The 26208-nt window shown below is 62.3% G+C and carries 24 protein-coding genes; 17 read left to right on the forward strand and 7 right to left on the reverse strand.

Annotation, left to right across the window (positions count from 1 at the left end):
* Nucleotides 1–30 precede the first annotated feature (30 nt).
* From AC3AOF_RS23555 to AC3AOF_RS23565, 3 genes are all read left to right on the forward strand, one after another.
* Nucleotides 31–1152 (forward strand): hypothetical protein, encoded by a 1122-nt coding sequence (locus AC3AOF_RS23555; protein WP_488346666.1) that lies wholly within the window; start codon nt 31–33, stop codon nt 1150–1152.
* A gap of 559 nt (nt 1153–1711) precedes the next feature.
* Nucleotides 1712–1945, forward strand: coding sequence for a helix-turn-helix transcriptional regulator (locus tag AC3AOF_RS23560; protein ID WP_236988568.1), 234 nt, complete (start codon nt 1712–1714; stop codon nt 1943–1945).
* 100 nt (nt 1946–2045) lie between these two features.
* Nucleotides 2046–2471 carry a hypothetical protein gene (locus AC3AOF_RS23565; protein ID WP_488346667.1) on the forward strand — a complete coding sequence of 142 codons (426 nt, stop codon included), beginning with the start codon at nt 2046–2048 and terminating at the stop codon, nt 2469–2471.
* Here AC3AOF_RS23565 and AC3AOF_RS23570 read toward each other — a convergent pair.
* Nucleotides 2443–3284, reverse strand: a protein-coding gene (locus AC3AOF_RS23570) for an IS5 family transposase (RefSeq protein WP_442919232.1) whose coding sequence is annotated in 2 segments (ribosomal slippage) — nt 2443–2894 and nt 2894–3284 — 843 coding nt in all. Because the reading frame shifts where the segments join, the coding sequence is not laid out codon by codon here. The two genes, AC3AOF_RS23565 and AC3AOF_RS23570, sit on opposite strands and share 29 nt — an antisense overlap.
* A 147-nt stretch (nt 3285–3431) precedes the next feature.
* On the opposite strand from AC3AOF_RS23570, the gene AC3AOF_RS23575 reads away from it, so the two are divergent.
* The 5 genes from AC3AOF_RS23575 (at nt 3432) to AC3AOF_RS23595 (ending at nt 7798) form a co-directional block, all read left to right on the forward strand.
* Nucleotides 3432–3755, forward strand: coding sequence for a hypothetical protein (locus AC3AOF_RS23575; protein WP_488346668.1), 324 nt, complete (start codon nt 3432–3434; stop codon nt 3753–3755).
* A gap of 182 nt (nt 3756–3937) precedes the next feature.
* Nucleotides 3938–4768 (forward strand): hypothetical protein, encoded by an 831-nt coding sequence (locus tag AC3AOF_RS23580; protein ID WP_236988566.1) that lies wholly within the window; start codon nt 3938–3940, stop codon nt 4766–4768.
* Between the two features lie 89 nt (nt 4769–4857).
* A protein-coding gene (locus AC3AOF_RS23585; RefSeq protein WP_442919232.1) for an IS5 family transposase occupies nt 4858–5699 on the forward strand; the annotation gives its coding sequence in 2 pieces (ribosomal slippage) (nt 4858–5248 and nt 5248–5699; 843 coding nt in all).
* Nucleotides 5700–6602: 903 nt separating this feature from the next.
* A complete protein-coding gene (locus tag AC3AOF_RS23590; protein WP_236988565.1) occupies nt 6603–7313 on the forward strand; it encodes a hypothetical protein in 711 nt (236 codons plus the stop codon).
* Between the two features lie 86 nt (nt 7314–7399).
* Nucleotides 7400–7798: a hypothetical protein gene (locus tag AC3AOF_RS23595; RefSeq protein ID WP_236988564.1), complete on the forward strand. Its 399-nt coding sequence runs from the start codon at nt 7400–7402 to the stop codon at nt 7796–7798.
* A 542-nt stretch (nt 7799–8340) separates the two neighbouring features.
* Here AC3AOF_RS23595 and AC3AOF_RS23600 read toward each other — a convergent pair.
* Nucleotides 8341–8616, reverse strand: a complete 276-nt coding sequence (locus AC3AOF_RS23600; protein WP_167858511.1) for a hypothetical protein — start codon at nt 8614–8616, stop codon at nt 8341–8343.
* Between the two features lie 283 nt (nt 8617–8899).
* Here AC3AOF_RS23600 and AC3AOF_RS23605 point away from each other — a divergent pair, with 283 nt between their 5' ends.
* Entirely contained in the window at nt 8900–11134 is a 2235-nt protein-coding gene (locus AC3AOF_RS23605) for a CHASE3 domain-containing protein (RefSeq protein WP_135414713.1), read from the forward strand.
* 282 nt (nt 11135–11416) lie between these two features.
* Entirely contained in the window at nt 11417–13831 is a 2415-nt protein-coding gene (locus AC3AOF_RS23610; protein ID WP_272913249.1) for a hybrid sensor histidine kinase/response regulator, read from the forward strand.
* Between the two features lie 123 nt (nt 13832–13954).
* On the opposite strand, the gene AC3AOF_RS23615 is transcribed toward AC3AOF_RS23610, so the two are convergent.
* Both AC3AOF_RS23615 and AC3AOF_RS23620 read right to left on the reverse strand, forming a co-directional pair.
* The gene (locus AC3AOF_RS23615) at nt 13955–16009 is read right to left on the reverse strand and encodes an ATP-binding protein (protein WP_488346669.1); all 2055 of its coding nucleotides are present in this window, start codon (nt 16007–16009) and stop codon (nt 13955–13957) included.
* Nucleotides 16010–16012: 3 nt separating this feature from the next.
* The gene (locus AC3AOF_RS23620; RefSeq protein WP_135414716.1) at nt 16013–16222 is read right to left on the reverse strand and encodes a ribbon-helix-helix domain-containing protein; all 210 of its coding nucleotides are present in this window, start codon (nt 16220–16222) and stop codon (nt 16013–16015) included.
* Between the two features lie 393 nt (nt 16223–16615).
* Between AC3AOF_RS23620 and AC3AOF_RS23625 the strand changes: the two genes are divergently transcribed.
* Together AC3AOF_RS23625 and AC3AOF_RS23630 are read left to right on the forward strand one after the other, a co-directional pair.
* Nucleotides 16616–18472: a PAS domain-containing sensor histidine kinase gene (locus tag AC3AOF_RS23625; protein ID WP_488346670.1), complete on the forward strand. Its 1857-nt coding sequence runs from the start codon at nt 16616–16618 to the stop codon at nt 18470–18472.
* 16 nt (nt 18473–18488) lie between these two features.
* On the forward strand, nt 18489–18878 hold the full coding sequence (locus tag AC3AOF_RS23630) for a response regulator (RefSeq protein WP_488346671.1): 390 nt from the start codon (nt 18489–18491) through the stop codon (nt 18876–18878).
* A 325-nt stretch (nt 18879–19203) separates the two neighbouring features.
* On the opposite strand, the gene AC3AOF_RS23635 is transcribed toward AC3AOF_RS23630, so the two are convergent.
* Nucleotides 19204–20655 (reverse strand): sensor domain-containing diguanylate cyclase, encoded by a 1452-nt coding sequence (locus tag AC3AOF_RS23635; protein WP_488346672.1) that lies wholly within the window; start codon nt 20653–20655, stop codon nt 19204–19206.
* A gap of 1041 nt (nt 20656–21696) precedes the next feature.
* Here AC3AOF_RS23635 and AC3AOF_RS23640 point away from each other — a divergent pair.
* Entirely contained in the window at nt 21697–21948 is a 252-nt protein-coding gene (locus AC3AOF_RS23640; protein ID WP_488346673.1) for a hypothetical protein, read from the forward strand.
* Between the two features lie 875 nt (nt 21949–22823).
* On the opposite strand, the gene AC3AOF_RS23645 is transcribed toward AC3AOF_RS23640, so the two are convergent.
* Nucleotides 22824–23072, reverse strand: coding sequence for a hypothetical protein (locus AC3AOF_RS23645; protein ID WP_236988557.1), 249 nt, complete (start codon nt 23070–23072; stop codon nt 22824–22826).
* 283 nt (nt 23073–23355) lie between these two features.
* Here AC3AOF_RS23645 and AC3AOF_RS23650 point away from each other — a divergent pair, with 283 nt between their 5' ends.
* The 4 genes from AC3AOF_RS23650 to AC3AOF_RS23665 all read left to right on the forward strand — a co-directional run bounded on the left by AC3AOF_RS23650 (nt 23356) and on the right by AC3AOF_RS23665 (nt 25350).
* A complete protein-coding gene (locus AC3AOF_RS23650; RefSeq protein WP_135414723.1) occupies nt 23356–23598 on the forward strand; it encodes a DUF6894 family protein in 243 nt (80 codons plus the stop codon).
* A 514-nt stretch (nt 23599–24112) separates the two neighbouring features.
* On the forward strand, nt 24113–24571 hold the full coding sequence (locus AC3AOF_RS23655; RefSeq protein WP_488346674.1) for a hypothetical protein: 459 nt from the start codon (nt 24113–24115) through the stop codon (nt 24569–24571).
* Between the two features lie 2 nt (nt 24572–24573).
* A complete protein-coding gene (locus AC3AOF_RS23660) occupies nt 24574–24840 on the forward strand; it encodes a hypothetical protein (RefSeq protein WP_488346675.1) in 267 nt (88 codons plus the stop codon).
* A 177-nt stretch (nt 24841–25017) separates the two neighbouring features.
* Entirely contained in the window at nt 25018–25350 is a 333-nt protein-coding gene (locus tag AC3AOF_RS23665; RefSeq protein ID WP_488346676.1) for a hypothetical protein, read from the forward strand.
* A gap of 505 nt (nt 25351–25855) precedes the next feature.
* Here the strand turns inward: AC3AOF_RS23665 and AC3AOF_RS23670 are convergent.
* Entirely contained in the window at nt 25856–26200 is a 345-nt protein-coding gene (locus tag AC3AOF_RS23670) for a hypothetical protein (protein ID WP_135414727.1), read from the reverse strand.
* Between the last annotated feature and the right edge of the window lie 8 nt (nt 26201–26208).

Here is a 26208-nt window from a genome sequence, read left to right on the forward strand (position 1 = left end):
ATCCGGCGGTGACCTCGGGAGCGAACTTCAGTGACGGATGGTGGGCCGTGCCGAGAGGCACAGAAAGCCGAAACTCCGCGTCGCCGGCGCCTGCGCGCGAATTGGAAAGCGACGGAGCAGGCGACCCCCCTGCGCCCGTTCATTGATTATGCCTGGGAGAATTTCGATCCACGAGCGATCGCAAGTTATCTTCTCGACTCTGGCCCCAGCCATTTCCATCGACACAAAGCAATCTTACACGCCGGCTTCTGCGCTTGGGTAATCTGCCCCGGCTTTCGCAAGCTACGCGAGGACGCAATGGTCTACAGCGTAGCCAGAGCTATTGAAGCGGCCGAAGCTCCCTGGCGCGAGAAGGCCAGCGGATTCAATAGGCTGGTCGGTGATGTGGTCGGGTTAACGCTTGGAACCGATCGACGCTTCAACGATGAGGTCTTCTATCCTATCGGAGGCGCTCCCCGCATTCTGCGAGCGATGTCACGCCCAACGTTTAAGCGCACCCTGCTGTCACACGCCACCGAGATGTTGGAAGCGGTGCATTTAGTAGCTCTACACCATTATCATCTTACGCATCTGCCCGATAAAAAAACTTACCACATTCCAAGTAAGGATGCCGGAGCGGCGTTGGTCAAAACCGCATTCGGCGCACCGAGTAGCCGATTATTCGTGGAGGAGCTACGAGTAAAAGTCAAAGCTGGCCCTGCCATCAAGCCCGAAAAAGATGGAAAATTGCCTGCACAATACAAGCTACGGGCTGAAACAAACATTGTCAAATCATGGAATGCCTCGCGGGCGTCCATCGCCTATGCCTATGCTGCAGCCTCTCTGCCAACGGAGCCCGGCCGAACGCTGCTGCACGAGATTGTTGCCTGCCGATCCACGTACACAAAGCATCGCGATCTGATGCTAGAATGGTGCGGGCGGGCGCGCTTCGTGGTGGAGGGAATCCTAGACCAATGCCACCCAGAGCAGAAACCGTACGACTATGGAGCTGATATTTTCAGCGTTGCCCCTGTACCGTTCGAATTACCCAAGGTATTTTCGTTTTCTCCTGAAATCATTGCCGATGGTTATAAAAACGCGCGTGCGGATCTACAAGAAAAACAAATAAAACAGAATATTGATCTGATAAATAGATATTCATCTCCATCCTAGTGTATCTAAAAAACATGCTTTATTTACTAAAAACCACAAATATTATATTTTTATATTGCATATCTTCTGAGCTGGGTCTGCGATTTCTGTGGGTCCGCTTCATATATCCATCGCTTCAATCCGCAGCAGCTGAGTTTTGAGGGGCCGCTGGCATCTACGCCCCGTCGGTCGGTAGTAGATCGAAAATATCGCGGTTTCGGAACGGTGAACGGCGCGCGCGGCAGATGCGTAGAATTCTGCGTTGGGTACCCGCCACACGCACATACCAGTCACGGCTGCGACAGTCAGCAGTGCGGCGGTCGCCCCAACACAAAACGGCGACTGGGCGCCTAGCCGGGATCTGGCGAACGGCCTTCACGTATGTACAGGCCCTTCCCCTTTGACGCTGACAAGCCGGCCCGCCGCATCACTCGTCCGTCCGACGGGGCTGAATCCGAGGCGACCCGGCAAATTCGCAGCAACATAAGTATCCTCAAAATTTTCTGACGAGTTCCGCGTGCGGATCGGTGTGTAGTAAATCTCTCTTTGCCGGACGGCGCCCCGTAACGGAGATTATCAGATGACTGAGAAAAACAATGTTAAAAACTTGGGTGAGGTAGCGATTGACGCAGATGGCTTGCCCAAGATCGGCTTCGTGCGCCTCGGTACCGTCTTGGACCTGATCCCCGTCTCCCGCTCGACTTGGTTCGCCCACCGTGGCAGCCGCTTCCCGCTGCCGGTCAGCCTCGGCCCGCGTATCCGCGTCTACCGTGTTGAGGATATCCGGCGCTTGCTCGCGGAGGGTGTCGAGTAGTCCCCATTGCCGCGGCGGAGTGGCGACGAGGCACTCCGCCGCGACGATCGAACTCAATGAATTTCGTATCGAAAATCCCTCTAATACGCAGGACGCAAACATGTCGAACGGTTTTGACGTGAACGATTTCGACAGCGGGCGGCGCGATCCGCGCCGCTACATGCGCGATCTTAAGCAAGAGATCCGCCATGGTGAGCGGGGTTACCATGCTGCTCTCCGAGGCCGGACCGCCGGACTGCTGGCTATGGTGTACGCCGGGCGCGACGATTACGATCTCTTCTGCGAGTGGCGGCAGGCAAAGTGCTTTGAGGGCGACAACAAGCTCTTGTCGCTCACGGAAGAGAACTTCCGGTCGTATGTCGCCCGCTGCGTGGTCAAGCTGGGCTGTTCTGGCAGTGACATCCTGCCCAGCACGCTGTCCAAGACTGTGACCCTTATCAAGTTCCTTGTTAAAGAGGAGGTGAGTCCGGAAGAGTGCGCTGAGTGTCTGTCCGGGATCATGCTGATTGTTGGCAGAGTTTTCTGAGCATGATGCGGATGGAAGCAAGGCGCAGGAAAGCCAGCGCCTTGCGGGTGCGGCACTCCCAATCCTTCGCCAGCCGCCGGCAGCGATTGAGCCAACCAATCGTCCGCTCCACGATCCAGCGCTTGGGCAGGACCTCGAACCCGACCGCCTGATCCGACCGCTTGACGATTTCCACCGTCACAGACCGGCAGACCCGTTCCAACGCCTCCCGGAACACCGGCCCCTGGTAGCCGCCATCTGCATACAGCTTCAGCAGGAACGGGTAGAGACTAAACAGCGTCGCCATGACCCATACGCCGCCATCACGATCCTGCACGTCGGCCGGATGCACCAGAGCATGCATCAGCAGACCTTGCGTATCGACGAGGAGATGGCGCTTCTTGCCTTTGATCTTCTTGCCCGCATCATAGCCGGACGGGTCGATCGTGCGCCCCCTTTTTCCGCGCTCTTGACGCTCTGGCTGTCAATGATCGCTGCCGTTGGGCTGGCCTCACGTCCTGCCTGTTCGCGGCAGAGAACGTAGAGGGTGTGATGGATGCGCAGGAGAGTTCCGTCGTAATCCCATAGATCGAAGTAGCCATGCACCGTCGAGCGAGGCGGTAGATCTTTTGGGATAGCGCGCCATTGGCACCCCGTTCCAAGGACATACATCAAGCCGTTGACCACCTCGCGCAGATCAACCGTTCGTTTGTTTCCCCCGCGTCGAGCCGGTGGGAGAAGGGGAGCAACAAGCGCCCATTCCTCATCCGTCAAATCAGTGGGATAGCGAAGCTTGCTGCGGTCGTACCGCTGGCGGTTCTCAGGCGTCCACATCGCTCAAGCATACGCCTGTCAGCGCGAACCGCAACGCGCTCCGAAAAAACAAATTCTTCCCGGACAGACTCTGAGTTTATCAAGGCCGAGAATGGTTTCGAGAACGCCTACCAAAAGGCAAAGGAGGAGCGCGCCCGTCAGAAGAAGGTGAAGACGACCTCAACGCGGTCATCGCAGGATGAGGCGCTCGGCGCTACCAAGAACAAGGCGACTTCCAAGGCGGCTGGCAAGCCGAAGGAGCGCCGCGAAGCGGGCAGCGCGCGAGTCGCAAACGATGGTCCCCACACTGTCCAGCTCCAAATCAATCTGTGGAAGAAGGAATGGGACGACTTTGAGGGCGAACCGGAGGATGGTGAGATTCGCCTTGTGAAAATCTGCTGGGGCAAGCGTGGCCCGACCAGTCCGATGTCCTGGAGCCTTGTGGAGTACGAGGTTCTCCCCGGCGAAGCCTCTGACGACGAAAGCGAATAGTACCGCCAATCTACGGCATCTGATTAAACGATGGGTGGGACCGGACGGCTATGCCGTCCGGTCCTCCGCATTTTCAAAGGCGAGTATTTTGAACGCGGTGTGCGAACGCTTGTATATACGACTAATACGATGAAAGTGAGCATTGTTGATGCTTGGTAAAGTACTGATATGTCTATGTCGGTATGGTGTTCATCATGATGCAACGCTCAGCATTTGCTCGCTTTTCCGTGCGCGAGCACGCCCAAGCCGCCCGCCTCATAGAGGGACTGCGGGGCTACCATCAGCAGGTCTACGACCGGCCCGAACGCGAAGTACGTCGCCTTGGCCGCCGCCAGGCTGGCAAGCTTGGCACACAGAACCCCTACGCCCGTGAGTATTGGATGCGCTCGCTGGGCGCGGGTTTGTGCCGTCACGTCGGTGCCCGTGCTCCCAACTGGGAGCCGCGCATTCCCGTTTTCTTCGTCACCCTGATCGACGAGGAGCAAATCGCCTATCCTACCGGCAGCGAGCGGGGCTGGCGTCCCGCGCTCACGATTGATAGCGTTCGCCGCCGCTACCGTAGCGCGCTGCGGGGCCTAGACTACCTCGGGATGCTCGACCCTGCCTTCTACGTCTCTGCGCAGAGGGTTGAGCACGTTCCGCGTTTCATCCTCTGGCACGCTCATGTCATTGTCTGGAATACGTCAGCGCGCGAACTCGACGAGTGGGCGATGAATGTTCGTCCGACGATGAGTGCTTACCTGCCTTATGCCACTGCAGTAGATTGGCGGCAGATCCGACCGCCGGATCTTCGCCAAATCATTTGGTACACTGGCAAAACACCTTACAAGCAATATCAGGTTTGGCGGCGCGAAACAGGTTCTCTCGCTCAACAAAAACGCGTCATAAACGGAATCAATTCCGTTCGTCTCTATAAAGAGATGCGCAACTTGACACTGCCGGATCTTACGCTGGCCGGAGGTGAGGCCCGACCAATTCTGAAGCAGGCGCTTGCATCTGCTTTGACGTGGTAAGCGCGTCTCGGCTTCTGAGAGTCTGTCCGGGAAGAATTTGTTTTTTCGGAGCGCGTTGCGGTTCGCGCCGACAGGCGTATGCTTGAGCGATGTGGACGCCTGAGAACCGCCAGCGGTACGACCGCAGCAAGCTTCGCTATCCCACTGATTTGACGGATGAGGAATGGGCGCTTGTTGCTCCCCTTCTCCCGCCGGCTCGACGCGGGGGAAACAAACGAACGGTTGATCTGCGCGAGGTGGTCAACGGCTTGATGTATGTCCTTGGAACGGGGTGCCAATGGCGCGCTATCCCAAAAGATCTACCGCCTCGCTCGACGGTGCATGGCTACTTCGATCTATGGGATTACGACGGAACTCTCCTGCGCATCCATCACACCCTCTACGTTCTCTGCCGCGAACAGGCAGGACGTGAGGCCAGCCCAACGGCAGCGATCATTGACAGCCAGAGCGTCAAGAGCGCGGAAAAAGGGGGCGCACGATCGACCCGTCCGGCTATGATGCGGGCAAGAAGATCAAAGGCAAGAAGCGCCATCTCCTCGTCGATACACAAGGTCTGCTGATGCATGCTCTGGTGCATCCGGCCGACGTGCAGGATCGTGATGGCGGCGTGTGGGTCATGGCGACGCTGTTTAGTCTCTACCCGTTCCTGCTGAAGCTGTATGCAGATGGCGGCTACCAGGGGCCGGTGTTCCGGGAGGCATTGGAACGGGTCTGCCGGTCTGTGACGGTGGAAATCGTCAAGCGGTCGGATCAGGCGGTCGGGTTCGAGGTCCTGCCCAAGCGCTGGATCGTGGAGCGGACGATTGGTTGGCTCAATCGCTGCCGGCGGCTGGCGAAGGATTGGGAGTGCCGCACCCGCAAGGCGCTGGCTTTCCTGCGCCTTGCTTCCATCCGCATCATGCTCAGAAAACTCTGCCAACAATCAGCATGATCCCGGACAGACACTGAGTTCGTGCCGAAGTTCTATTCGGTAAATACCTCTCGCTGACGACGTTGTCGGTAGTGAGGGCAATGCGATGAAGCAAAAATATGCGGGTTCTTACAAGCGGCTGGAAAAAATTGTCAGAGATTGCGGCATATTCGGAGAGTGGCGCCCGCTTGAATCGGCAGGCTGCCATCAATTCCGTTCATCCTCTGGCGAGATCATGAACTGGTGTTCGAGCACTGGTACGGTCTGCTTTCAGGGGCGGCCCGGCCCACTACAGCGTCGCTTCACTGCAGTCTTCGCGCGCGGATCGTGAACGCCTAACTGCCGTATGTGCATCGGATATCCGCGAGCCCGCGGGGCAGAGTGAGCAGGGGCTGGGAGGGGGCTGCCCCCTCCCAGCTTTTTCGTATCGAAAATTCGCGCACGTTCCCCTGTGGAGTTCGTAGTTTGTTCCGCTACCTCAAAGCCGTGTTTCATCGTGTGGCCTTGAAGGTAGCATGATTTTCAGACGTCGGACGTTGGGGATCTTATTCGCCAGCGCTAAACTCTGCCACACGCAACTTACCTGATCGACACCGAGCAAACGGTACTGTCATTGCAATTGCCCACCATCTTCCGGATAAGCCGTCCTGGCGCTGGGTGTTACGCGGTGCTGAACGCGATCCTATAGGTGCTGCAGAATACGCTGCCTAACGCTCGAAGCCTCGCGATTTAGACAGTGCGCCGCTGGTTCGGGCGCTTGACGAACACAGGGTCGTGCCACCGGTAGCTTCGATCACTAGCGTGATAGGCTATTCGGTAAAATCAAAATAAGAGCGCTCATCCTGTGGCGCCTCTTGGGTAAAGTGTTATTGATCCGGCGCAATCGGGATCCGTCAGCGTTTTAACTTTGATACGGAGGCTAGCATGTTCTCGGCGCAATTCACGGGGCAAATACAAGATCTGCTTAACATCGCGCACTTCTGCAAGCTCCGCGGTCAGTGGTATTTTTCCGAAAAGCACAGCACCTACGTGCTCTCGACTACTGAGAGCAAACTAACTTGGAGAATGGCCAGCGGTGCGGTCGGCGGTATCGCGCATACCCTCGAGCGAACAATGCTCTTCTACGACGTGCTCACGATGTTCGAGCTGCAGAAGGTCCAGAAGCACCCGTTGCCCTTTCTCAAACCGTCAAAAAAGGTCGAGATCCTGCCGCTGCCTACGAAGCATCCCCTAAGACACGCCTATATCCTGCTGCGCGCTTTCAACAACCGGCCGGGCGGGACGCACCCGAGGCCCCTGGTCAATGGCGGTGTTGCAGACAGTGCGGCCACTACGGCAGGCGCATCTCGGCTGGCGTCCACCATGATTGCACGGGTTGCTAAGCCGACGACTCCGGCCCAGGAGAAGTTGTGCGACGCGTTCAGCCACCACCTCAATCGAGCCGAGAACGCGAGCGTGGGGCCCGAAACCTTCGAAGACTGGATTGGGCGGGACATCCTCAACGCATGGAGCAAAGCGGCCAAGCAGATCGGGATGTATAGCGAGAACGAGGGCGCGCTGCACTTCCACGACTTCCTTTCGGACGAGGACAACGCTGACATAAGCGCGTACCTCGCCCGTTCGGCACTTCATTAGGAGTCACGACGGTGGTCTCGTCGCCCCTGGCGGCGGTCGGACGACCGTCGACCGTATCCACCCGCCGTATTTGTTAGGAGACCCGCATGACCAAGGCACCCAGGCGCATCGCCCGCAAGCGCCAGCAGATCGCTAACCCTGCGACCAGCAAGGCACCTTGCACCAGCGTTCCTGCCCGGCGCACCCGCAAGACTCACCCCCCTGAAGGACCGGGGGCGTTCGGACGGCCCACTCGGGCCACCGTAGCGGCGCGCGCTGACCTGAGAGGCTGGCTGGCCGACGGCACGCTGCAACGGGTGGATGCGCTGATGATGGCCAGCCTGCTGCTGGCCGCCGCGGTGCGGGAGGCGCGTGCGTTCCTGGATCCGATGTCGCTGACGATGGCGCTCGCTGCGATTGGCACGGTGCCAGAGAGGGTGACTGGAGAAAATCTCGATGCCAAAGTCCAGAGCATCCTGATGGGTGTGGCCGAGTCCGAGCTGTAGGGCCGAGGTCACGCACCCCGGGGCTCTCTGGCCGCCTCAACGCGGTGACGGTCAACGATAGCCCGTAGGCCCGGCGCTGGTGCCTTGGCTGACGACCGCTACGTCGAGGTTGCAGTTGCCCACGAGCTGGAGCGCCTGCAACTGGCCGCGTCGGCTCAGTCGTCTGCGTTGAAGGCCCCCTGCCAAGCCGCGTGAGCAGCACGCGGTTCGAGGCACCCGTGCCGCGTTCAGTGCGCCTGCCAGTAACGTCCCATCGTAGGCTGCCTAAAGGACGTGGTGAGCGAACAGGGCCTACGCCACAACACCGAGAGCGTGACGACGAAGCAGTTGTTGAAGCTCGGCGTGATCAAGGTGACGGTAAGCGTCCAACCCGACTCGCAGCTCTGCGAGTACGCCCTGACCAGGGCGGGGCGCCAGTCCCTCGCGCGGCGAGTGACCGGGGACGTCTGCAGTGCGCCATTAGCGGACCTTCAGCTACAATTACTTGAATATCCGCTATCCGACCGCAAGCTGCCTCTGCACGGAGTGGTCGGGACGGGAGGCTACAAGATCCTTATGCCGGGAACGACGCGCTGGACGCCCGGTCCAAAGCCGATTAGGCCGAGGACGTCCGCGTCCAGGCTTAGCTCGCCAAGGTCGAGATCCAGCTCGACCGCTTCTGCGCCGAGGAGTTCTCGGACCGCATCATAAAGGAAATAGCCGAGCTTCTCGTAGAGCGGGGTTCCCCCTGACGCCGTCAGAGAGTCTGCCGGGCCACGGGCCCTGATATCCGCGGCGCCGCGCTGCAACGATGAACCCACCACACCGGTCATGCTCAAGGCGTAGATGGACGTCCGGGTCTCGTTCGGGCGTTATTTCGAACCGTGGAACGAGGGCCGGTATGCCCGCTGGGCCGGCTGAGAGCAGGAAACTCAGTGCGTCCGCGGAGGGATGCGTCCCACGATCCCGGTTCGCGGCGCCCGTAAAAGGCCCGCATCGCGGCGCATGGGCTGACCTTGGACGCACGAGTGGGCATTGCCTCAAGGTCTCACTAGCGACCAATATGGCACCGCGCTCGCTGACGTGAACCAAATAGTAAGCTGCGGCCGCAACTAGGATACCATGACCCAGTACCTCGTCAGGCGCGCTAACGTCCTCGTCCTCGGCGTGCTGATCGCCATCCTCGCCCTGGTCGGTGCGGCGACCTGGGAGCGGCTGAACGCCTCGCGCGACGCTCGCACCTGGTCGCGGCACAGCTATCAGGTGCTCGACACCACCAAGGACCTCGCCATCGCCTTGCGCGACGCCGAGCGCGGCCAGCGCGGCTACGTCCTCACCGGCAGGGCCGAGTACCTCGGCCCCTACGACGTCGCGCGCGACCGCCTCGGCCTTCTCCAGGGCGAGCTCCAGAAGCTGACCGCCGACAACCCCGCGCAGCAGGAGCGCATCCGGGCGCTGGCCCCGGCCATCCAGCACAAGCTGGAGGAACTCGCCCAGACGCTTCAGGCGCGCCGCGACGGTGGCCTGGAGGCGGCGCTGCGCATCATCAACGGCGACGCCGGCCGCAACCACATGCGCGAGGCCGAAACCATTCTTGCGACCATGCTCGCCGACGAGCAGCGGCTCCTCGACGAGCGCCTCGTGCAGAACGACGCCCGTGCGACCTGGGTGCGCTGGATGGTCATCGCCGGTTCCGTGCTGGCGGTCCTCACCCTGCTCTGGGCGGCCCGCCTCCTGAACCAGGCGTGGTCGCGTTCCTACAGGACCGAGACCGAACAGCGGGCTGTGGCCCTGCGCCTGCGCACCACCCTCGACAGCCTCAGCCAGGGCGTCGCGGTGTTCGGGCCCGACCGCAAGCTCGCGAACTGGAACGAGTGCTTCCAAGTGCTACTCGACCTGCCGAAGGCGATGGTCCGACGGGGCACGACCTACGGCGCCTTCGTCGAGCACACCGGCGAACCCGGGCGTCCCGCTCTGGAGACCGAGGACCAGGTCCGACACGGCAGCCGGAATCCCCGCGAGGCCGTCACCTACGAGCGGGAGAACGCGGAGGGGCACCACCTGGAGATCCGCCGGACGCCGATGCCCGACGGCGGCTTCGTGCTGACCATCTCGGACATGACCAAGCGCGCCCAGGCCGAGGGCGTGCTGCGCGAGGCTCAGAAGATGCAGGCCATCGGCCAGCTCACCGGCGGCATCGCGCACGATTTCAACAACTTGCTTCAGGTCATCCTCGGAAACCTGGAATTCATCCGGGCGAAACTCGACGGCGACGCCAGGCTCCAGACGCGGATAGAGCGGGCATCCTGGGCTGCCCAGCGCGGGGCGACGCTCACCGGCCAGCTCCTCGCCTTCGCCCGCAAGCAGCCGCTCGCGCCGTCGGCCATCGACCTCGCCGCGACGATGCCGGACCTGATACCCTTGCTGCGGCGGACCCTCGGCGAGACCATCGATGTCCGTTACGTCGAGACCGTCGGGCTGTGGCCCGCGATGGCCGACGCGGCGCAGTTGGAGAGCGCGGTCCTGAACCTCGCGCTCAACGCCCGCGACGCGATGCCGGGCGGCGGCCGCCTCACCATCGAGCTCGGCAACAAGGTCCTCGACGACGATTATGTCCGCCGGCACGCCGAAACCGTGCCCGGCGACTACGCCATGGTGGCGGTCTCCGACACCGGCCATGGCATGACCCCCGACATCGTCAAGCGGGTGTTCGAGCCGTTCTTCACGACCAAGCCCGACGGCAAGGGTACGGGGCTCGGCCTCGCCATGGTGTTCGGGTTCGTCAAGCAGTCCGGCGGACACGTGAAAATCTATTCCGAGCCCGGCGAGGGCACGACGGTGAAGCTCTACCTGCCGCGTGCGGTCGGGGCCGCGGCGGCGACGGGCCAGCGGTCCGGCAGTCCGGTCGATCTGCCACGCGGATCGGGAACGATCCTGGTCGTGGAGGACGAGGCGGCGGTTCGCGAAATCGCCTGCGCGATCCTGGCCGATCTCGGCTACCGCGTCCTGGAAGCCGGCGACGGCGAGGAAGGGCTGAGGGTCTTTGCCGCCAACGTCGCGACCATCGACTTGCTGCTCACCGACGTGATCCTGCCTGGCAAGGTGCGGGGTCGCGAACTCGCCGAGAGGGTACAGGCCCTGCGGCCCGAGGTCCGGATCGTGTTCATGTCCGGCTACACCGAGAACTCCATCATTCATCATGGCCGGGTCGACGACGGGGTGCATCTCATCTCCAAGCCGTTCAAGCGCGAGCAACTCGCCAGAAAGGTCGCCGAGGTGCTCGGACCCGCCGGAGCGGAGATGCCCGAGGCCGCGAACGTGGTGGCCTTGCGCCCGGTCAAGGGTACAGGGCTGTGACGTCGACGTCCGGGGCCTAGCGCCGATTGATCGGGCCAGGAGGCTGGGGTGCTAGGGCCTCGCCTGGCGGGCCGGTTCGGCGGCGGGTCGCCTCCCGGCCATGGCGTATCCGATTGCATGCCGTCCTTCCCTCAGGCGCCCCCGGGTTAGGGCAAACGCCAACGGACGACGCCGTCGAACGTCGCACTCTACGCCTCGCCACCCGGACGCCGCTGTCGCGTTATCCGACCCGGACCGTTGTCCCGCGCCGGTGCGGAAGGTACTCACGCCAAGGGAGGGGCCATGGACCCAGAGATCGAGAGGCTGCGGCGGCGCGAGCGCGAACTCGAGGACCGCGTCGCGAGGCTTGAAGCCCAACTGGGTGACGGCCTGCGCCGGCCGGACCGTGGGCAGCGAACCTCGGCGGCATCGACCGACCTGCTATTCACGGCGGCGGAGAAGACTCGCATGCCGCAGATCATCACCGACCCCAACCAGCCAGACAATCCCATCGTCTTCGCCAACCGGGCCTTCCAGAACCTGTGCGGCTACGACGCTGCCGAGGTGATCGGGCGGAACTGCCGTTTCCTCCAGGGCCCGGACACGGACCCCGCCGACGTGGCAAAGGTCCGTGACGCCATCGTGGCCCGGCGCGACGTCGTGGTCGAGATCTTGAACTACCACCGCGACGGCACACCCTTCCGCAACGAGCTCTACGTGAGCCCCGTCTTCGACGCTGAGGGACAACTCCGCTACTTCTTCGCCAGCCAGCTCGACGTCACCCGATTCCGGACCACGGAGGGCGTACTCGCCGAGAGCGAAGCCCGGTACCGGGCGTTGTTCGACGCCGTCGACAGCGGCTTCTGCGTCATCGAGATGCGCTTCGACGCGGACGACCGCGCGGTCGATTACCGCTTCGTCGAGGTAAACCCCGCCTTCGCGGCGCAGACGGGCCTGCACGATGCGGCTGGACGCTGGGCGAGCGAGCTCGTGCCCCGGCTCGAACGCTCCTGGTTCGACACCTACGGCGCGGTCGCGCGGACCGGCCAGCCGGTGAGGTTCGAGAGCGGGTCCATTGCGATGGGACGCTGGTACGACGTGCACGCCCTGAGGGTGGGCGACCCCGAGCAGCACCGGGTCGCCATCCTGTTCAACGACATCACCGACCGGCGCCGCTTTGAAAACCACTTGGAGGCCACCGCCCAGGAGCAGGCCAACGAGCGCGACATGGTCTGGCGAGCCAGCCGCGACCTCTTCGTGGTCTGCGGACGCGACGGCTTCTTCCGCAAGGCGAACGCCGCCTGGACCGAGATGCTGGGGTGGGAGGAGACCGACGTCGTCGGCGCCCGCTTCGACGCCTTCGTCCATCCCGACGACCGGGCGGAGGCGGCTGCGGCCTTCGAGCGGGTCACGGGCGGGCTGGCGCTGCACGACGTCGACGTGCGCGTCCGCGCCAGAGACGGCGGTCATCGCTGGATCTCCTGGAACGCCATTCCCCGGGGGGACCACTTCTACGCCGCCGGTCGCAACGTCACGGAACGGCGGGCGCTCGAGGAGCAGCTGCGCCAATCGCAGAAGCTCGAGGCCGTGGGGCAACTGACCGGGGGCGTGGCCCATGACTTCAACAACCTGCTCACGGTCATCAAGTCCTCGACCGACCTGCTGAAGCGGCCCGGCCTCGCCGAGGAGCGCCGGCTCCGCTATGTCGGCGCGATCTCCGACACGGTCGACCGGGCCGCCAAGCTCACCGGTCAGCTCCTCGCCTTCGCCCGCCGACAGGCCCTGCGGCCGGAGACCTTCGCGGCCGACCGCGCCGTGGCGGCGCTCGCCGACATGGTCGGCACGCTCACCGGATCACGCATCCGGGTCGAGTTCGGCATGCCCGACGGGGAACAGGACGACCTTCACGTCAACGCGGACCCGAGCCAGTTCGACACGGCGTTGGTAAACCTCGTGGTGAATGCCAGGGACGCGATGGACGGCGAGGGCCGCCTGCGCATCGGGCTCCGCCGTGCATCCCGTATCCCCGCTGTCCGGGCGCATCCGCCGCGGCGCGGCGACTTCGTCGCGGTCACGATCTCGGACACCGGTGCGGGCATCGCCCGCGAGAACCTGGAGCGCATCTTCGAGCCGTTCTTCACCACCAAGACCGTGGGCCAGGGCACGGGACTGGGGCTGAGCCAGGTGTTCGGGTTCGCCAAGCAATCCGGCGGCGAAATCACCGTCGAGAGCGCGCTCGGCGAGGGCACGACCTTCACCCTCTATCTCCCGCGGGTCGGCCCGTCACGCGCCGCCGGGCCGGTGGAGGAGCCGGAGGCGCTGGCCGAAGGGCACGGGACCCGGGTCCTCGTCGTCGAGGACAACCTCGATGTCGGCGCCTTCGCCGAGCAGGCCTTGCGCGAGCTCGGCTACGTCACCGTCTGGGCCAAGGATGCGCATCAGGCACTCGCCGAGATCGAGCGCGACTCCTCGCAATTCGAGGTGGTGTTTTCGGACGTGGTGATGCCAGGCATGAACGGCGTCGAGCTCGCGGGCGAGATACGCCGGCGCCGGCCGGACATCCCGGTCGTGCTGACCTCCGGCTACAGCGACGTGCTCGCCGCCGAGGGCACGCACGGCTTCGACCTGCTGCGCAAGCCCTACTCGGTCGCCGATCTGTCGCGCATCCTCCGCCGTGCCGTCCAGGACGCCTGCGTCGGGCTTAGGGGCGGGGCCTGACACCGTGCGGGCTGCCGCGGACACCGGTCTCGACACGATCAGCTTGACCGTGCGAGGGGCCACCGTGGGCGAAGGACTGCTCGGAGTGGACAGTCGAAATGGGCTGCAGCTTGTTGCCGGACGCTACTCGTCGCCGATGCGATTGGGGTGGTCGAGCCTGGCGACCGCCTGCAAGGTGCGCGAGAGCTGTTCGACCGAGTAGGGTTTCTGCAGAAGTTCGAACCCGCCGGTGCCGGTCTGGGCCAGAACGTGGCTGTAGCCGGAGGTCAGGATGACGGGCAAACCGGGATGACGACGCCGGATCTCACGGGCGAGATCAACGCCGTTCATGCCGGGCATCATCACGTCCGTGAACACCACGTCGAACCGACCCGCGTCGTCGGCCAGCTCCGCCAGAGCTTCCCCGGCATCGGCCGCCCAGACCGTGGCAAAGCCAAGTTCGGCCAGAGCCTGCGTGGCGAACGTGCCCACCTCCACGTTGTCCTCGACCACAAGCACGCAGGTGCCATGGCCATCCACCACGGGCGTCGGCTCGCCCCGTTCCGGGGCCTGGATCGCGCCACCCACGCGGGGAAGATAGAGTGTGAAGGTCGTACCTTGCCCGACCACGCTCTCCACCACGACCTCGCCCTGTGACTGCTTGGCGAAGCCGAACACCTGGCTGAGCCCAAGGCCGGTGCCCTGCCCGACCGCCTTGGTGGTGAAGAACGGCTCGAAGATCCGTCCCAGCGTCTCCGGTGTCATGCCGACGCCGGTATCGCTGATCGACACCGCCACGAACGGTCCATCCATCGCAGGGTGGGCGCGCACGGGTGGCATCCGTTCGACGGCCCGCACGCGAACGGTGAGTTGCCCCTCGCCCTCCATCGCGTCGCGCGCATTCACGGCCATGTTCACCAGCGCCGTGTCGAACTGGTTCGGGTCAGCGTTCACGAAGCAGTCGTTCTCCGGCAGCTCGGTCACGACCCTGATGCGCGAGCCGGTGAGCGTGCCTAGCATTTCGGAGAGTACCCGCACGCTGTCGCAGGCTGCGAACACCTTGGGTTGGAGTGTCTGCCGCCGTGCGAAGGCGAGGAGCTGGCCGGTCAGCTTCGCGGCGCGATCCACCGTGTCGGAGATCGCCTCGATGTAGCGGCCGCGCCGTGCCTCTGCGAGATCCGGGCGCTTCAGGAGGTCGGTGGAGGACTTGATGACCGTAAGCAGGTTGTTGAAGTCGTGCGCCACGCCGCCGGTGAGCTGGCCGATAACCTCCAGCTTCTGCGACTGGCGCAACACGTCCTGCGCATCCTGAAGCTCAGCTTCCGCCCTGAGCCGCGCGCTGATGTCGTGAGCTTGGTGGAAGGCGCCGAAGACCTTGCCCGCCGCATCGCGCAGGGGCGTGTAGGTGATCTCCCAGCATGGCTGGCCGAACTCGGCCCGGCCGAAGACCGCTTCGACCTTGTACGCTTCACCGGCCAGCGCCCGGGCCATGTTGGCGCGCATCACGGCGGCTTGCTCGGGGATGAACAGGTCGGGGAAGATGTCGCCGACCTTCGTGGTGAAGCCGTTGACGCGGAAAAACTCGTCGTTGTGGGCCTTGTTGAAGGCGATCAGCCGATACTCCGTGTCGAAGACGCAGATCGGCGCGGTGTCGGACTGGACGATGTTCTCGTACAGGTCGCGCTCGGCGGTACGCGAGGCGAGGCTCTGGTTGGCATCGAGGTGGAAGCCGATCAGGTCGGCAAACATCTTGAACATGCCAACGATGGCGGGCGTGTTCAGCTTGGCGGGCTTGGGGTCGATGGCGCAGAGCGTGCCGAAGAACGTGCCGTCGGGCAGCACGATGGGCATGGAGATGTAGCTCTGGAATCCGTAGCGGGCGGGCGTGTGGTGGCCGCAGAAGGCCGGGTCCTCGGCCACGTGGTCGATCACGACCGCGGTTCCGCTCTGCCGGATCTCGTGGCAGATGGTCGTCTCGAGGCTCAACTCACCGCCAGGCTCGAGGCCGAAGGCGATGTCATCCTTGACGGCGCAGGCGACCCAGCGGTCATCGGTGACGCGCGCGATGGCAGCGAACCCCATTCCGGTGGTTTGGCACACCACGTCGAGGATCGTGGGCACGGCCGCGATGCTCTCGACCGCGACGACGTCGGTGAGGAAGCCTTGAAGGAGCGTCGAGGCAGGTCGAGGGTCGGCCATCGATCAGCGACCCGGACGATGGTCTGCACGGGCCGCTTCGTGGGCTGCCGGGCGCCCATCCGTGGTCGGAGCATGGTCACCCTCGATGAGAAGGCGCAGTCCGGCTCGCGCCACCTCGTTCGCGTTCGAGTGGTCACCCGATGCGACCTGAGCGTTGATGAAGGTGGTCAACTCGGTCGCCAGGGAGACGTTGCGGGTCGGCGTGTTCGGCATGCCAACGGTCTGTCACGCTCGGGTGAGACCGTCAAAGGTTGCCAACCGGACACCCCGGACCCGGAAGGAGGAATGCGGCGGGATGGCCGCGAAGCGGGCACCCCAAAAGCCCGAACGGTCGGGAGTAGACCCTCTTACAGTCAAGCGAGTTGGGTTTTGACCTTGGGCGGCCTTCCTGTGCCGCATCGCGTCCGAGACCTTGTCGCGCCGGCAGGGATTCTCGAAGCCCTTCTCCGGGAGATCGCCGGGGCATGGAAGCGTTGGCGTGTCGCCGAGTCCGGGCAGCCCGCCTCACGAAGAGGTGGGCGCACCTCCCTTCCTGGCGCGCCGGTGACCGTCTAGAGATGGTGCAGGCGGGTCGCTCGCCGAACGGGGTATCTCGCGAGACGAGGCATGATGCGACACGCCAAGCTTGGCACGGATGCTGGACGGACCGGTTCACTGCGGATGGCGGACCTTTTCCGTCTTTACGACTGGGCGTCGACGCCTTTGGGGAAGCGGGAGACCTGGCCCGCGGTTTTGCGTACCACGGTCGACCTGATGCTCGCGTCGCTGCACCCGATGTGCGTCATGTGGGGACCTGAGCGCATCTTCCTCTACAACGACGGCTATGCCGAGATTCTGGGAGCGCGCCACCCCAGCGCCCTGGGCCTCCGGACCGAGGACGTATGGCCGGAACTGTGGGACGACCTCGTCCCCCTGATCGACCGAACCTTCCGAGGGGAAAGCTGCGCCTTCCGCGACCAGCCCCTCACGATGATGCGCAACGGCTTCGAGGAGCAGGTCTGGTACGACTTCGCCTATTCGCCCGTTGGCGACGAGCGAAGCGAAGTCGTCGGCCTGCTCAACGTGACATCCGACTGCACGGCCCGGGTCGTCGCGCAGCGGGAGCGCGACGCGGCCGTTGAACGGTTGCGCGCGAGCGAGAAGCGGTTGGCGGCGCTGGTCGAGGCGAGTTCGGATAGCCTGTACTCGATGAGCCCGGATTGGCAGGAGATGCGCACCTTGCAGGGTCGCGGCTTCATCACCGATGCCGACGCGCCGAGCGTGCGCTGGATGGACGAATACCTGCTCCCGGAGGACCGGACCGACGTCAGCGACAGGATCGCGACGGCGGTCGCGCGGACCGAGCCCTTCGAGATGGAGCACCGGGTGCGCCTCGCCGACGGGAGCACGGGCTGGATCTTCTCACGCGCGGTCCCCGTGAGAGACAGCGAGGGCCGCGTCACGGAATGGTTCGGCATGGCCGCCGACGCGACCGCGAGGCATCGCGCCTTGGAGCAGTTGCGCGAGAGCGAATCCTTCATGCGCGGGGTGCTCGCCGCCTCCAGCGACTGTATCAAGGTGCTCGACCTCGACGCCAGGCTCACCTACATGAGCGAGGGCGGCAAGCGCGTCATGGATGTCTCTGACTTCAACGCCGTCGCCGGGTGTCCCTGGCCGAGCTTCTGGGAAGGCGAGGGCAACCTCGCCGCCAAGGAAGCCATTGCCGCGGCCAGGGCGGGCGTTGCGTCCGGATTCCAGGGCTACGCCGACACGATGAAGGGCAACCGCCGGTATTGGGACGTGCAGGTCTCCCCGATCGTGGGAGCGGATGGGAAGCCCGAGCGCATCCTGTCGATCTCGCGCGACATCACCGACCTGAAGGTGGCGGAGGAGGCGCGCGCAGTGCTGGCTCAGGAACTGGCCCATCGCATGAAGAACTCGCTCGCCATGGTGCAGGCCATCGTCACCCAGACGCTGCGCCAAGCGAAGTCGATGGAAGAGGCCCGCGCGGCGGTGGGACAGCGCCTGTCCGCCCTCGGCCGGGCGCAGGACATCCTCATCCGATCAAACTTCACAGAGGCCGACATCCATGACGTCGTCGCGGCCGCCATCGACCCGTACCGAGTCGTCGGGGATCGCATCTCCTGGTCCGGCCCGCCCCTGATCCTCACCTCGCAGCGGGCGCTCGGCCTCTCGCTCGCGGTCCACGAGTTGGCAACCAACGCGGTCAAGTACGGCGCCCTGTCGAACGAGGCCGGCCGCGTCGCGATGTCGTGGCGGTTCGAGGATGGCGCGTTCGCCTTCGATTGGGTCGAGACCGGCGGGCCTCCCGTCGTCCCGCCCGGGAGCCGGGGCTTCGGCTCCAAGTTAATCGAACGGATCGTGGCAGCCTATTTCGAGGGGGAGGGCCACCTGGATTTCGACCCGGCAGGCATCAGGTTCAGGCTGACGGGCGTGCCCGGCAGCATCGCGGTCGAGGCATGATGGTTCGGGTTGCATAATGGGACAGTCCTTCAATCCGGCCGACGTCGCCGTCCTCGTCGTCGAGGACGACGCCCTGCTTCGGGCCGAGGCCGTCGACCTCTGCATCGAGGCGGGCTTCACGACCTATGAGGCACGGAACGCCGACCAGGCCATCCGACTCCTCGAACGCCATTCCGAGATCCGCGTCCTGTTCACCGACATCGAGATGGAGGGCTCGATGGACGGCTTGAAGCTGGCCCACGCCGTGCGGGAGCGCTGGCCCCCGGTCGCCATCATGGTCACGTCGGGGCGGCGCAAGATGACCAAGGAGGATTTGCCCGACAATGGCTTGTTCTTCGCCAAGCCATACCCGCCGGACGATATCGTCAAGGCCCTCAACGGCATCGCCGCACAGGTCATGGGCTAGCCCCGGCCCCGGGGCGAACCGATGCCCCGACGAAACCGACGAGGGCGGCGTCCGGGGCCACCGCCCAGGACGCCTCTGACCTGCTCAGGGAATGGAGACGAACCGGGACCTGTGATGCTATGCGCGCCGGTAGGAGAGACGACATCCTCCCCTCCTCTGCCCGGCCGGACGGTGATGCACCGACTTTCGGACCTCTGATCAAGGTCGTATGATCGGTCGCACAGTTCCTGATCTCCACCGAGACCGACGGCAGTTCATCGGACGGCGTGTCATCAGCGCTGAAAGTGCGGATGAACCCCGTTTGGATACCGTTTGACGCCCTTGTTCAGCCGGCGGTGCGGCGATCTGATGCCCCCGAATAGGTGCAGGCGGTACCCTTGCACGTGCGCTTGGCCTCGTAGAGAGCCGTATCTGCGTTACGAAGGAGTTCTGTTCGGCTCCGCGCTTCCCCACCAGACCAAGCAACCCCGATCGTCCCCGTGACGCTCGCAATTTGCCCAGGCCCATCCGCCACGATGCGGAGGCTGTGAAGCAGCCTTTGGACCAGGGCCTCAATGGCTACTCGACCCACCGTCGGCGGGACCAGAACGGCGAACTCGTCGCCTCCAAGCCGTGCCGGAATACATGAACTCAGGTACTCGGCACGGAGTTGGTCCGCCACGCGGCGCAGCACTTCGTCGCCTGCGGCGTGCCCCAAAGCGTCGTTCACGTCCTTGAAGCCATCGAGATCGATCAACAGCACCGCAAATTCCGTATTCCTGGCGTCGGCTTCCCGCAGGCGGCTGTCCAAAACCCGGTTGAACTCCGCCCGGTTGGATAGCTGAGTAAGATCGTCGGTGCGAGCGGTCTGTCGTAGCTTTTGCTCCATATGATACTGCTCGGTGATATCCTGAAGCAGGCCCATCAGCGCGACAGGCCTTCCCTTCGACACCTCGATCTCCGCGAGGCAGCGAACTCGTCGGCGGTTGCCCTTTGCCGTCATCAAGTCAGCATCCAGCTCGAAGGGCAGACCCGTGTTGAGCGTGCGCATCACCGCGGCAAGAAACGCGCTTCTATCCGGCTCCGGAAAGAAGCTCATAATCTCGTCATTCGGCACACCGCCGCTCACGGGCAGCTCATGGATCGCGAAGATGCCGTCTGACCAGGTCGCGGCGCGGAGTCCGAGATCGTAGCGCCAGGAGCCCATCACGGCCATGCGCTCCGCCTGTTTGAACTGCCGCCGCTCGCGCTCGAGGTGCTCGACGGTCAGGCGTCTATCCTCGGCCGCTTCGGCCGCATGTAACGCGGCCATTCTCGCCTCAAGAAGCGCTTCGGCCATGCAGGCCAGTTCCGAGAGAACCTCCACATCAGAGGCGCAGGGTTCACGAGGCTTATCGTCCAGCACGCAGAGGGTGCCGACGACGACCGCATCACCGCCGGTCTGCATGACCCGGACGGGCACCCCGGCATAGTAGCAGATGTTAGGGGCGCCAATGACAAACGGACTCGACGCGAAGCGTGGATCGAGTCGAGCATCGGCCACGGTCAAAGGTGCTTCGGTCTCGAAGACAACCGGGCAAAATGCTCCGGCACGAGGCGTCTCGGACGCCAAGGGACCGCATCGCGCCTTGAACCATTGCCGTTCAGGGTCGATGAGCGTGATCGAGGACATGCGGGTGCCGAGCATGCGCTGAGCGAGCTTCGCCAGAGCGTCGAACTCGCGTTCCGGGGCCGTGTCGAGCAGCGCGATCTCAGCGAGCGCCTTCTGGCGCACCGCTTCTCGTTGGCTGTCTGACATGTTCCCTCGCCACGTTCCTCCGCCATAGCTACCTTGGCACTGATGAATGTCCCGTTCCTAACGTTTTGACCAGGAGCCGCCACCGGAGTGATCGAGTCGGCTCGGCCGAGTTGAGGCAAGTCGGTAGCGTCCCTGTACATGTCACCCATGGCTTTGCGCCGAAACAGAGTGAGCCAGTGGCAGCTCTGATGCTTATCGCGATTGCGCAACATGTGACAGCGCTGGCAGCGCGCCGCCAGGTTGGTATCCTGAATATTGGCCGTGTCGTGGTTGCGGCGGGCTACCGTCGGCACCATCAATGCGACGAAACGCGGGCGAGCAAGTCCTCATCACGCGGCCGCTGCCGGAACCGGTGATCCTCGCGATCGAGACAAGTCGAGTTTGCAGCGTATTACCACCAATCATTGCCGAGGCGGGAAACTCTCTGCAGGTGCGGGTGGTCACATATCACGCACCGGACCTGCGTCCTGCGGGAAAATCTAGCTTGTCCAGAATTGAACACGACTTAGGCAGAACGCCGACCGCGCGGCGGACCGGGAGCGTTTTCCCCGTTACGGAGACCCGGCCCGCCGGTGACGCCAGCCGAGCGGCCATGAGGCGGCAGGCTGGTGTGACTGCGGGGTCAATGTTCGGGTGCTAGTCCGGTTCCGGCAGCACAAAGGCCGCCAGAGATTTAGAATCTTGGCGGTCTCCGTTCTGAGTGGGCTGCGATTGCCCATCGCACCACGCAACACCTGCTCGATAGATTTGCTCCAGCTTGATGACAGGCGTGTCGAGCTCACCTGTATTGTGCTCGAAGAGGGGTTCAACAGCGAGATTTACGACCATCGCAAGTGTAGTTTTGGAAAATAATATATCGACATTCGTAAGTAAAAAATTTGATCCTAAATGACATTAGTTCGATTCCTTGCCCTCTGTTTGATGGCGAATATCGGCGATCGAGGGTGCGGCATAAGGGTGTGATTGCAGGAAGGTAGCATTTTTTATTTGACTGCGGGCCTGCGGTGGAGCAGCAGTGTCTGCCGCCTCCGGAACGAGCGCATGCAACGCGAATGGAAAACGTGGCCGCAGATCGCGATCATGGTGCTACAACAGATCAAGAATTTTCCTTGCGGTCACAATCTGCTTTGGATTGAGTTCAAAGATATTGATGATGATAACAGCATGGCTAGTTTTGTAATGGATACAGAAGAAACATCTGATGTAGAAGATACAATGCTTGCTGATTATGTAATTATGATATTAAAAAAACTAAGAATGAAATACAAAATATCGTCTGCTAGCATTCATTAGATAACAAGCAAATGTGCAAAAGAGAAAATCTTCTTGAACGCGGCGCGGGGATGTAAGAGCGCCAAGCCATTCCAACGAAGCGCTTGCACCTCATCATTAATGTGCGCGGCAATGAGGTCGTGAGCTCGATCGTAGACAAAGCGGATTATCCTTGAGGGTCACCGATCTCTTTTGAGCGAGTTTTCTCGAGCCACGCGTCCAAGATAAGTTCGCATGCGCGTCTGGGCTATGGCCGGAGCGGCGCAGTTTGACAGTACTGGCTCAGCGGGAGGATGGAGTACCGACTTGCTTTCTCATCCAGCCCCCTCGCCGCCTGCCTCGATCGCGCCGCTAGTGCTGGAAGGGCGGAAGGTGATGTGGAAGACAAGCGTCTGATTGACGAAGTTCGAGATGCGTTCGCTGCATGTCGTAGAACCGTTGAACAAGATGCCAACGGCACTCAATTTCCTGATCTTGTTACAAACAATCTGTGCCATTTCACTTGAATAACCCGCAGTGAAGGCGCAGGATGCCGCCATCGCCAGCCGTTTTAACCTGTAGGCGTTGGTGGCCGAGAGAGACGTGCGCTCCCGCCTGCATCGCGAGGAGCGCTGTCATGGCAATGTCATCTCACAAGAGCTTCACAGCTTCGGAATACGATACCTGGCTAATCGAATCATCCCGTGAAAGCATAGCAAGATCTCACGACCTACTAGAGCGAACTAGGCCACTTATTGCAATTTATAGTTTTGGACCCTTCGTGCCTGATATTTGCAAATGTGAAAAAGTGAATCTCAAATAGATCAATTGCTGAATTTTTTCAAAAATAAACTTCATCGAAATTATAATAATGCTTAGATGACATATAGGCAGCAAGATTATATATATACTTATTTTCATTGTGTTGTAGTGTAGAGCGCGATCTGCTCCAGGGCCTCCTGGAAATCAACATACATGCCTTCCTGAGGAACATGCAGACCCTGCTCCCATCGTTCGACAGTGAACCACTCGCCAGTCAACTCGCCAGGATCTTCTGCCTTCCAGGATCGCACTCGGCCGAGCCGCTTCCCATCGCGATAAACCTGCCTCACGCTCGAATGTTTGTCGGAGCCGGGTTTCCATTCTTCGTCGTATGTGATGGGCATCGTTTTTCGTCTCCCACGCTGAACGCTACGCCCACTGTCACTCACGGCAGGTGGGTTCGCTTAACGCAACGCGCTTAGTGAGCTAAAACGACCATAGTCGGGCAGAAATTTTCACGCATTGGTCTTGTGAGAGGCGGGGCGGCGGCTGCGATCCGCTTGGTTTGCTTTATGTTAATGCACCTCGATGTCTTTCGAGATAAGGGCACATCATCGCCAACACCTGTTTTGCCCCTTGGCGGCTGTGAGACATGCGCGCTCCCGGGTTACACGAGCGGAGCATGCGATGCCGCGTTTCTTTTTCGACATCCAAGACGGCCAACTGATCCCCGACGACGTGGGAACCGAGTTTCCTAACGCTCATGCTGCCCGCGATGCCGCGATCCGTATTCTGCCAGATATCGCGCGTGAGGAAATGAGTCTGGGTAAAAGCCGGCAGGTTGCGGTGCTGATGCGCGACGAAACAGGGCAGGCATTATTCGCAGCCTCTCTCATTCTTAGCGCGGAATGGTTGATTGACACAGCCTGAGATTTTAACGTAGAGCAGCGTTACCTAACACGAGATGGCCAAATCTGCTGCTTCGAGTCCTTGCTGAATTATTGTCTGCATCGCGACTTTATTCAATAGGAAAAATCTATAGCATTTTTGTTAAAATAATTAATCGATCATGATGAGTTGGCGACTTGCGACGCCTTAGGAGCTGTATGCCATTTCCTTGCGAACGCAGCGGAGTTCGTTCGCATCGTCGCCGCCCTTGAGCGATCTCATGCCCATTGGCACGGCGGCGAGCGGAGTCCGCTCGAACGCGCTTTGCGCGTCGATAGCGTCCCGGGCTCGCTGGAGAAGCGCGATCGTCGACGTCCATATTGCTCAGCTTCGATGACCAGCAGCCGTGGGGTAAGAAAAATTCTCATGGCCTACAACTTCATTGGCCGCGCGGTGATTTTTTGAGTATTTTCGTATTTGAGTTGCTATCCGCTCACTGCACACCATATACGTACTGGTGTCGTGGCGATGGGCCAGGACTGCACCGGAGGGCGCCATGCCCACCGACTTTCCTTCTCGCCGGCAGCGTTCCCCAGATTACGGTCGATCGACCCTGCGTGCCGTCATCGTCAACCTGCGGCTCCGTTTGCTCGGCTGGCGCATCGAACAGGCGCTTGAGGAACGCGATCACATCAGGCTCCTGCGCCACCTGGATGCCTGGGCCGAACTGCATCGTCGCACGTCAGAAGGATCAGGTCCGGGAGCACTGCCGAGTGCGAACGGAACAACCACAGTCGAATCCAAGGACGTGTTTTGCGATCGCGCACGCGACATCTTGTCGAGGATTGCACGCGAGGAGCGGCGTCTCGACAGGACCGTCGGCCGGCTGAAACTGGCACGCATGCAGGGAAACCGTCGCGGTTATGATCGCTCTCATGCTGTCGGCCAAATATCCTATGATCGCACGGTGCGCCTTTGGCAGCAGATCTCACTATCGTTTCATTCTAGGAGATAGTCGTGCCCTACGGTGCTGAGGTTATCGAACAAATCGAGCGGGATCACAGACGGATCGGCCGCCTGCTTCAAGCCATCGACAATGGTCGCTGGTGGAGTGCCGACGAGCCTGGACGAGCCAGCCTCGAGACGATCAGAGGCGCGGCAATGCAGATCCATGAATCGACGATGCTGATTGAGCGCTTGCTCAGCGGTATCGGCACGAGCTCCACGCGTGACCCGAATTCTTTGGCGTCGTTACCGGCAGCCATGACCACTCCTGGTCCCTGAACCTCGTTCGCGCAAGGAACGTACGTGCGTGGGTCCAGTGCCCCGCATATCAAGGTGTCGAGGCCATGACCCCCTTCCGCCGGCTCCGTCGGCGGCGGTCCGAGAGGGTCCCTCGGAGCACCCGCGTTCGCATCCCGGCGGCGAAGAGCCAGCAACGCAGCACAGAGGGTTGGCTGGATGACGGATCGTCCGATCGAGCTTGACGAACGGCGCGGCATGGCCGCCCAGAAGGCGACGAAGGTACGCCGCAGGCGAGCTGCGGTGAAAGCGCAACGTGCGGGCCTCGTCGCGCGCCAGCACGACCTGGAAGCCCACCTGTTCGCGGCCGAGGCGACGACATGGCCGGAGGCCGCCGACAAGGCGAAGTATCTGCTCGAAAGGTTTGCCGCGACGCTCTCCTGCGATGATCCTCGCTTGCAGAGCATGGTCGCCGCCGTATTGTCCGACTTCGTGCGTCTGTCGGGGCCGACCGAGCCCGAGGCGCAAGACTCGCAGGCTCCCAACATCTGACCGGAGAAGTCCAGATGACTAGCGATCGAACTCGTGGAAACCGTGAAGCCAAGAAGCCGAAGAAGGAAACCCCGAAAGTCATTGCGGCTGCACCGAGTACGAAGGGCCAGGTCGTGACGAACGGCAAGCCCGGCGTGAAACGGTAGCCCGCCCGGGTTCGCACGACCGGCTGAGTGCCTCGCCGTCCCGGAGCGGCGACAGGCGGCCGATACCCGATAGCCGGCTTTCGAGCCGGAGGTGGGCGTGGCCGTCACGCTGCCATCCGGGCTGCGACATCGAACCCATGCAGCGATGGTCCGACGATCGCCTCGGTCTCACGAAGTGGCGCGTCGGCGAGCGGGGACATCCCGCTCCTCGATCGCGATACAGGCTTGGCACCCGATCTCGCCCAAGCGGCTACGGACCATCGGTGCCGATCCATCGCGCGAAGCCAATGGCGTGTCGTCATGGTTTCCGCGCGCCTCTCGTCCAGCTGCGCACATCATGACGAACTCCTGTCGACTATTCAGCGCCTTTGCGGTTTCGATCTGCCGTTGATGCTCAGATCGCCTCCGCTTGGGTCAAAGGGAACGACGGGACCGCCGCAGCCCGTGCAGATCGAGGCACCGAGCTTGTTCATGCGCTCGTCGCGCCTGCGGTCGGCCTCCCTTCTTTTTCTCGCGCGGTCTTCGATTTTCGCGGGATCCAATTTGACCTTGGAAGCGGCTTCATCGACGGATCGCTCGGTGGAGTGCCCAGAACCGGTCCCGGCACCGGGCGGGCGCGCTCCGGCGCTCGACCAGGTGCTGGAGAGGACAGCCGCGCAGATCAGCGTGGCCAGAAACACCACTGCATTATTTTGACGGTTCATCGAGGGAC

The organism is Methylobacterium sp. 142-1Y (genome assembly GCF_057747795.1).

Coding starts and splice junctions, on each gene's coding strand:
- AC3AOF_RS23560 (WP_236988568.1), top strand. CDS start 1,712: ATGACTGAGAAAAACAATGTTAAAAACTTGGGTGAGGTAGCGATTGAC.
- AC3AOF_RS23565 (WP_488346667.1), top strand. CDS start 2,046: ATGTCGAACGGTTTTGACGTGAACGATTTCGACAGCGGGCGGCGCGAT.
- AC3AOF_RS23580 (WP_236988566.1), top strand. CDS start 3,938: ATGGTGTTCATCATGATGCAACGCTCAGCATTTGCTCGCTTTTCCGTG.
- AC3AOF_RS23590 (WP_236988565.1), top strand. CDS start 6,603: ATGTTCTCGGCGCAATTCACGGGGCAAATACAAGATCTGCTTAACATC.
- AC3AOF_RS23595 (WP_236988564.1), top strand. CDS start 7,400: ATGACCAAGGCACCCAGGCGCATCGCCCGCAAGCGCCAGCAGATCGCT.
- AC3AOF_RS23605 (WP_135414713.1), top strand. CDS start 8,900: ATGACCCAGTACCTCGTCAGGCGCGCTAACGTCCTCGTCCTCGGCGTG.
- AC3AOF_RS23610 (WP_272913249.1), top strand. CDS start 11,417: ATGGACCCAGAGATCGAGAGGCTGCGGCGGCGCGAGCGCGAACTCGAG.
- AC3AOF_RS23615 (WP_488346669.1), bottom strand. CDS start 16,009: ATGGCCGACCCTCGACCTGCCTCGACGCTCCTTCAAGGCTTCCTCACC.
- AC3AOF_RS23620 (WP_135414716.1), bottom strand. CDS start 16,222: ATGCCGAACACGCCGACCCGCAACGTCTCCCTGGCGACCGAGTTGACC.
- AC3AOF_RS23625 (WP_488346670.1), top strand. CDS start 16,616: ATGATGCGACACGCCAAGCTTGGCACGGATGCTGGACGGACCGGTTCA.
- AC3AOF_RS23630 (WP_488346671.1), top strand. CDS start 18,489: ATGGGACAGTCCTTCAATCCGGCCGACGTCGCCGTCCTCGTCGTCGAG.
- AC3AOF_RS23635 (WP_488346672.1), bottom strand. CDS start 20,655: ATGTCAGACAGCCAACGAGAAGCGGTGCGCCAGAAGGCGCTCGCTGAG.
- AC3AOF_RS23640 (WP_488346673.1), top strand. CDS start 21,697: ATGCAACGCGAATGGAAAACGTGGCCGCAGATCGCGATCATGGTGCTA.
- AC3AOF_RS23645 (WP_236988557.1), bottom strand. CDS start 23,072: ATGCCCATCACATACGACGAAGAATGGAAACCCGGCTCCGACAAACAT.
- AC3AOF_RS23650 (WP_135414723.1), top strand. CDS start 23,356: ATGCCGCGTTTCTTTTTCGACATCCAAGACGGCCAACTGATCCCCGAC.
- AC3AOF_RS23655 (WP_488346674.1), top strand. CDS start 24,113: ATGCCCACCGACTTTCCTTCTCGCCGGCAGCGTTCCCCAGATTACGGT.
- AC3AOF_RS23665 (WP_488346676.1), top strand. CDS start 25,018: ATGACGGATCGTCCGATCGAGCTTGACGAACGGCGCGGCATGGCCGCC.
- AC3AOF_RS23670 (WP_135414727.1), bottom strand. CDS start 26,200: ATGAACCGTCAAAATAATGCAGTGGTGTTTCTGGCCACGCTGATCTGC.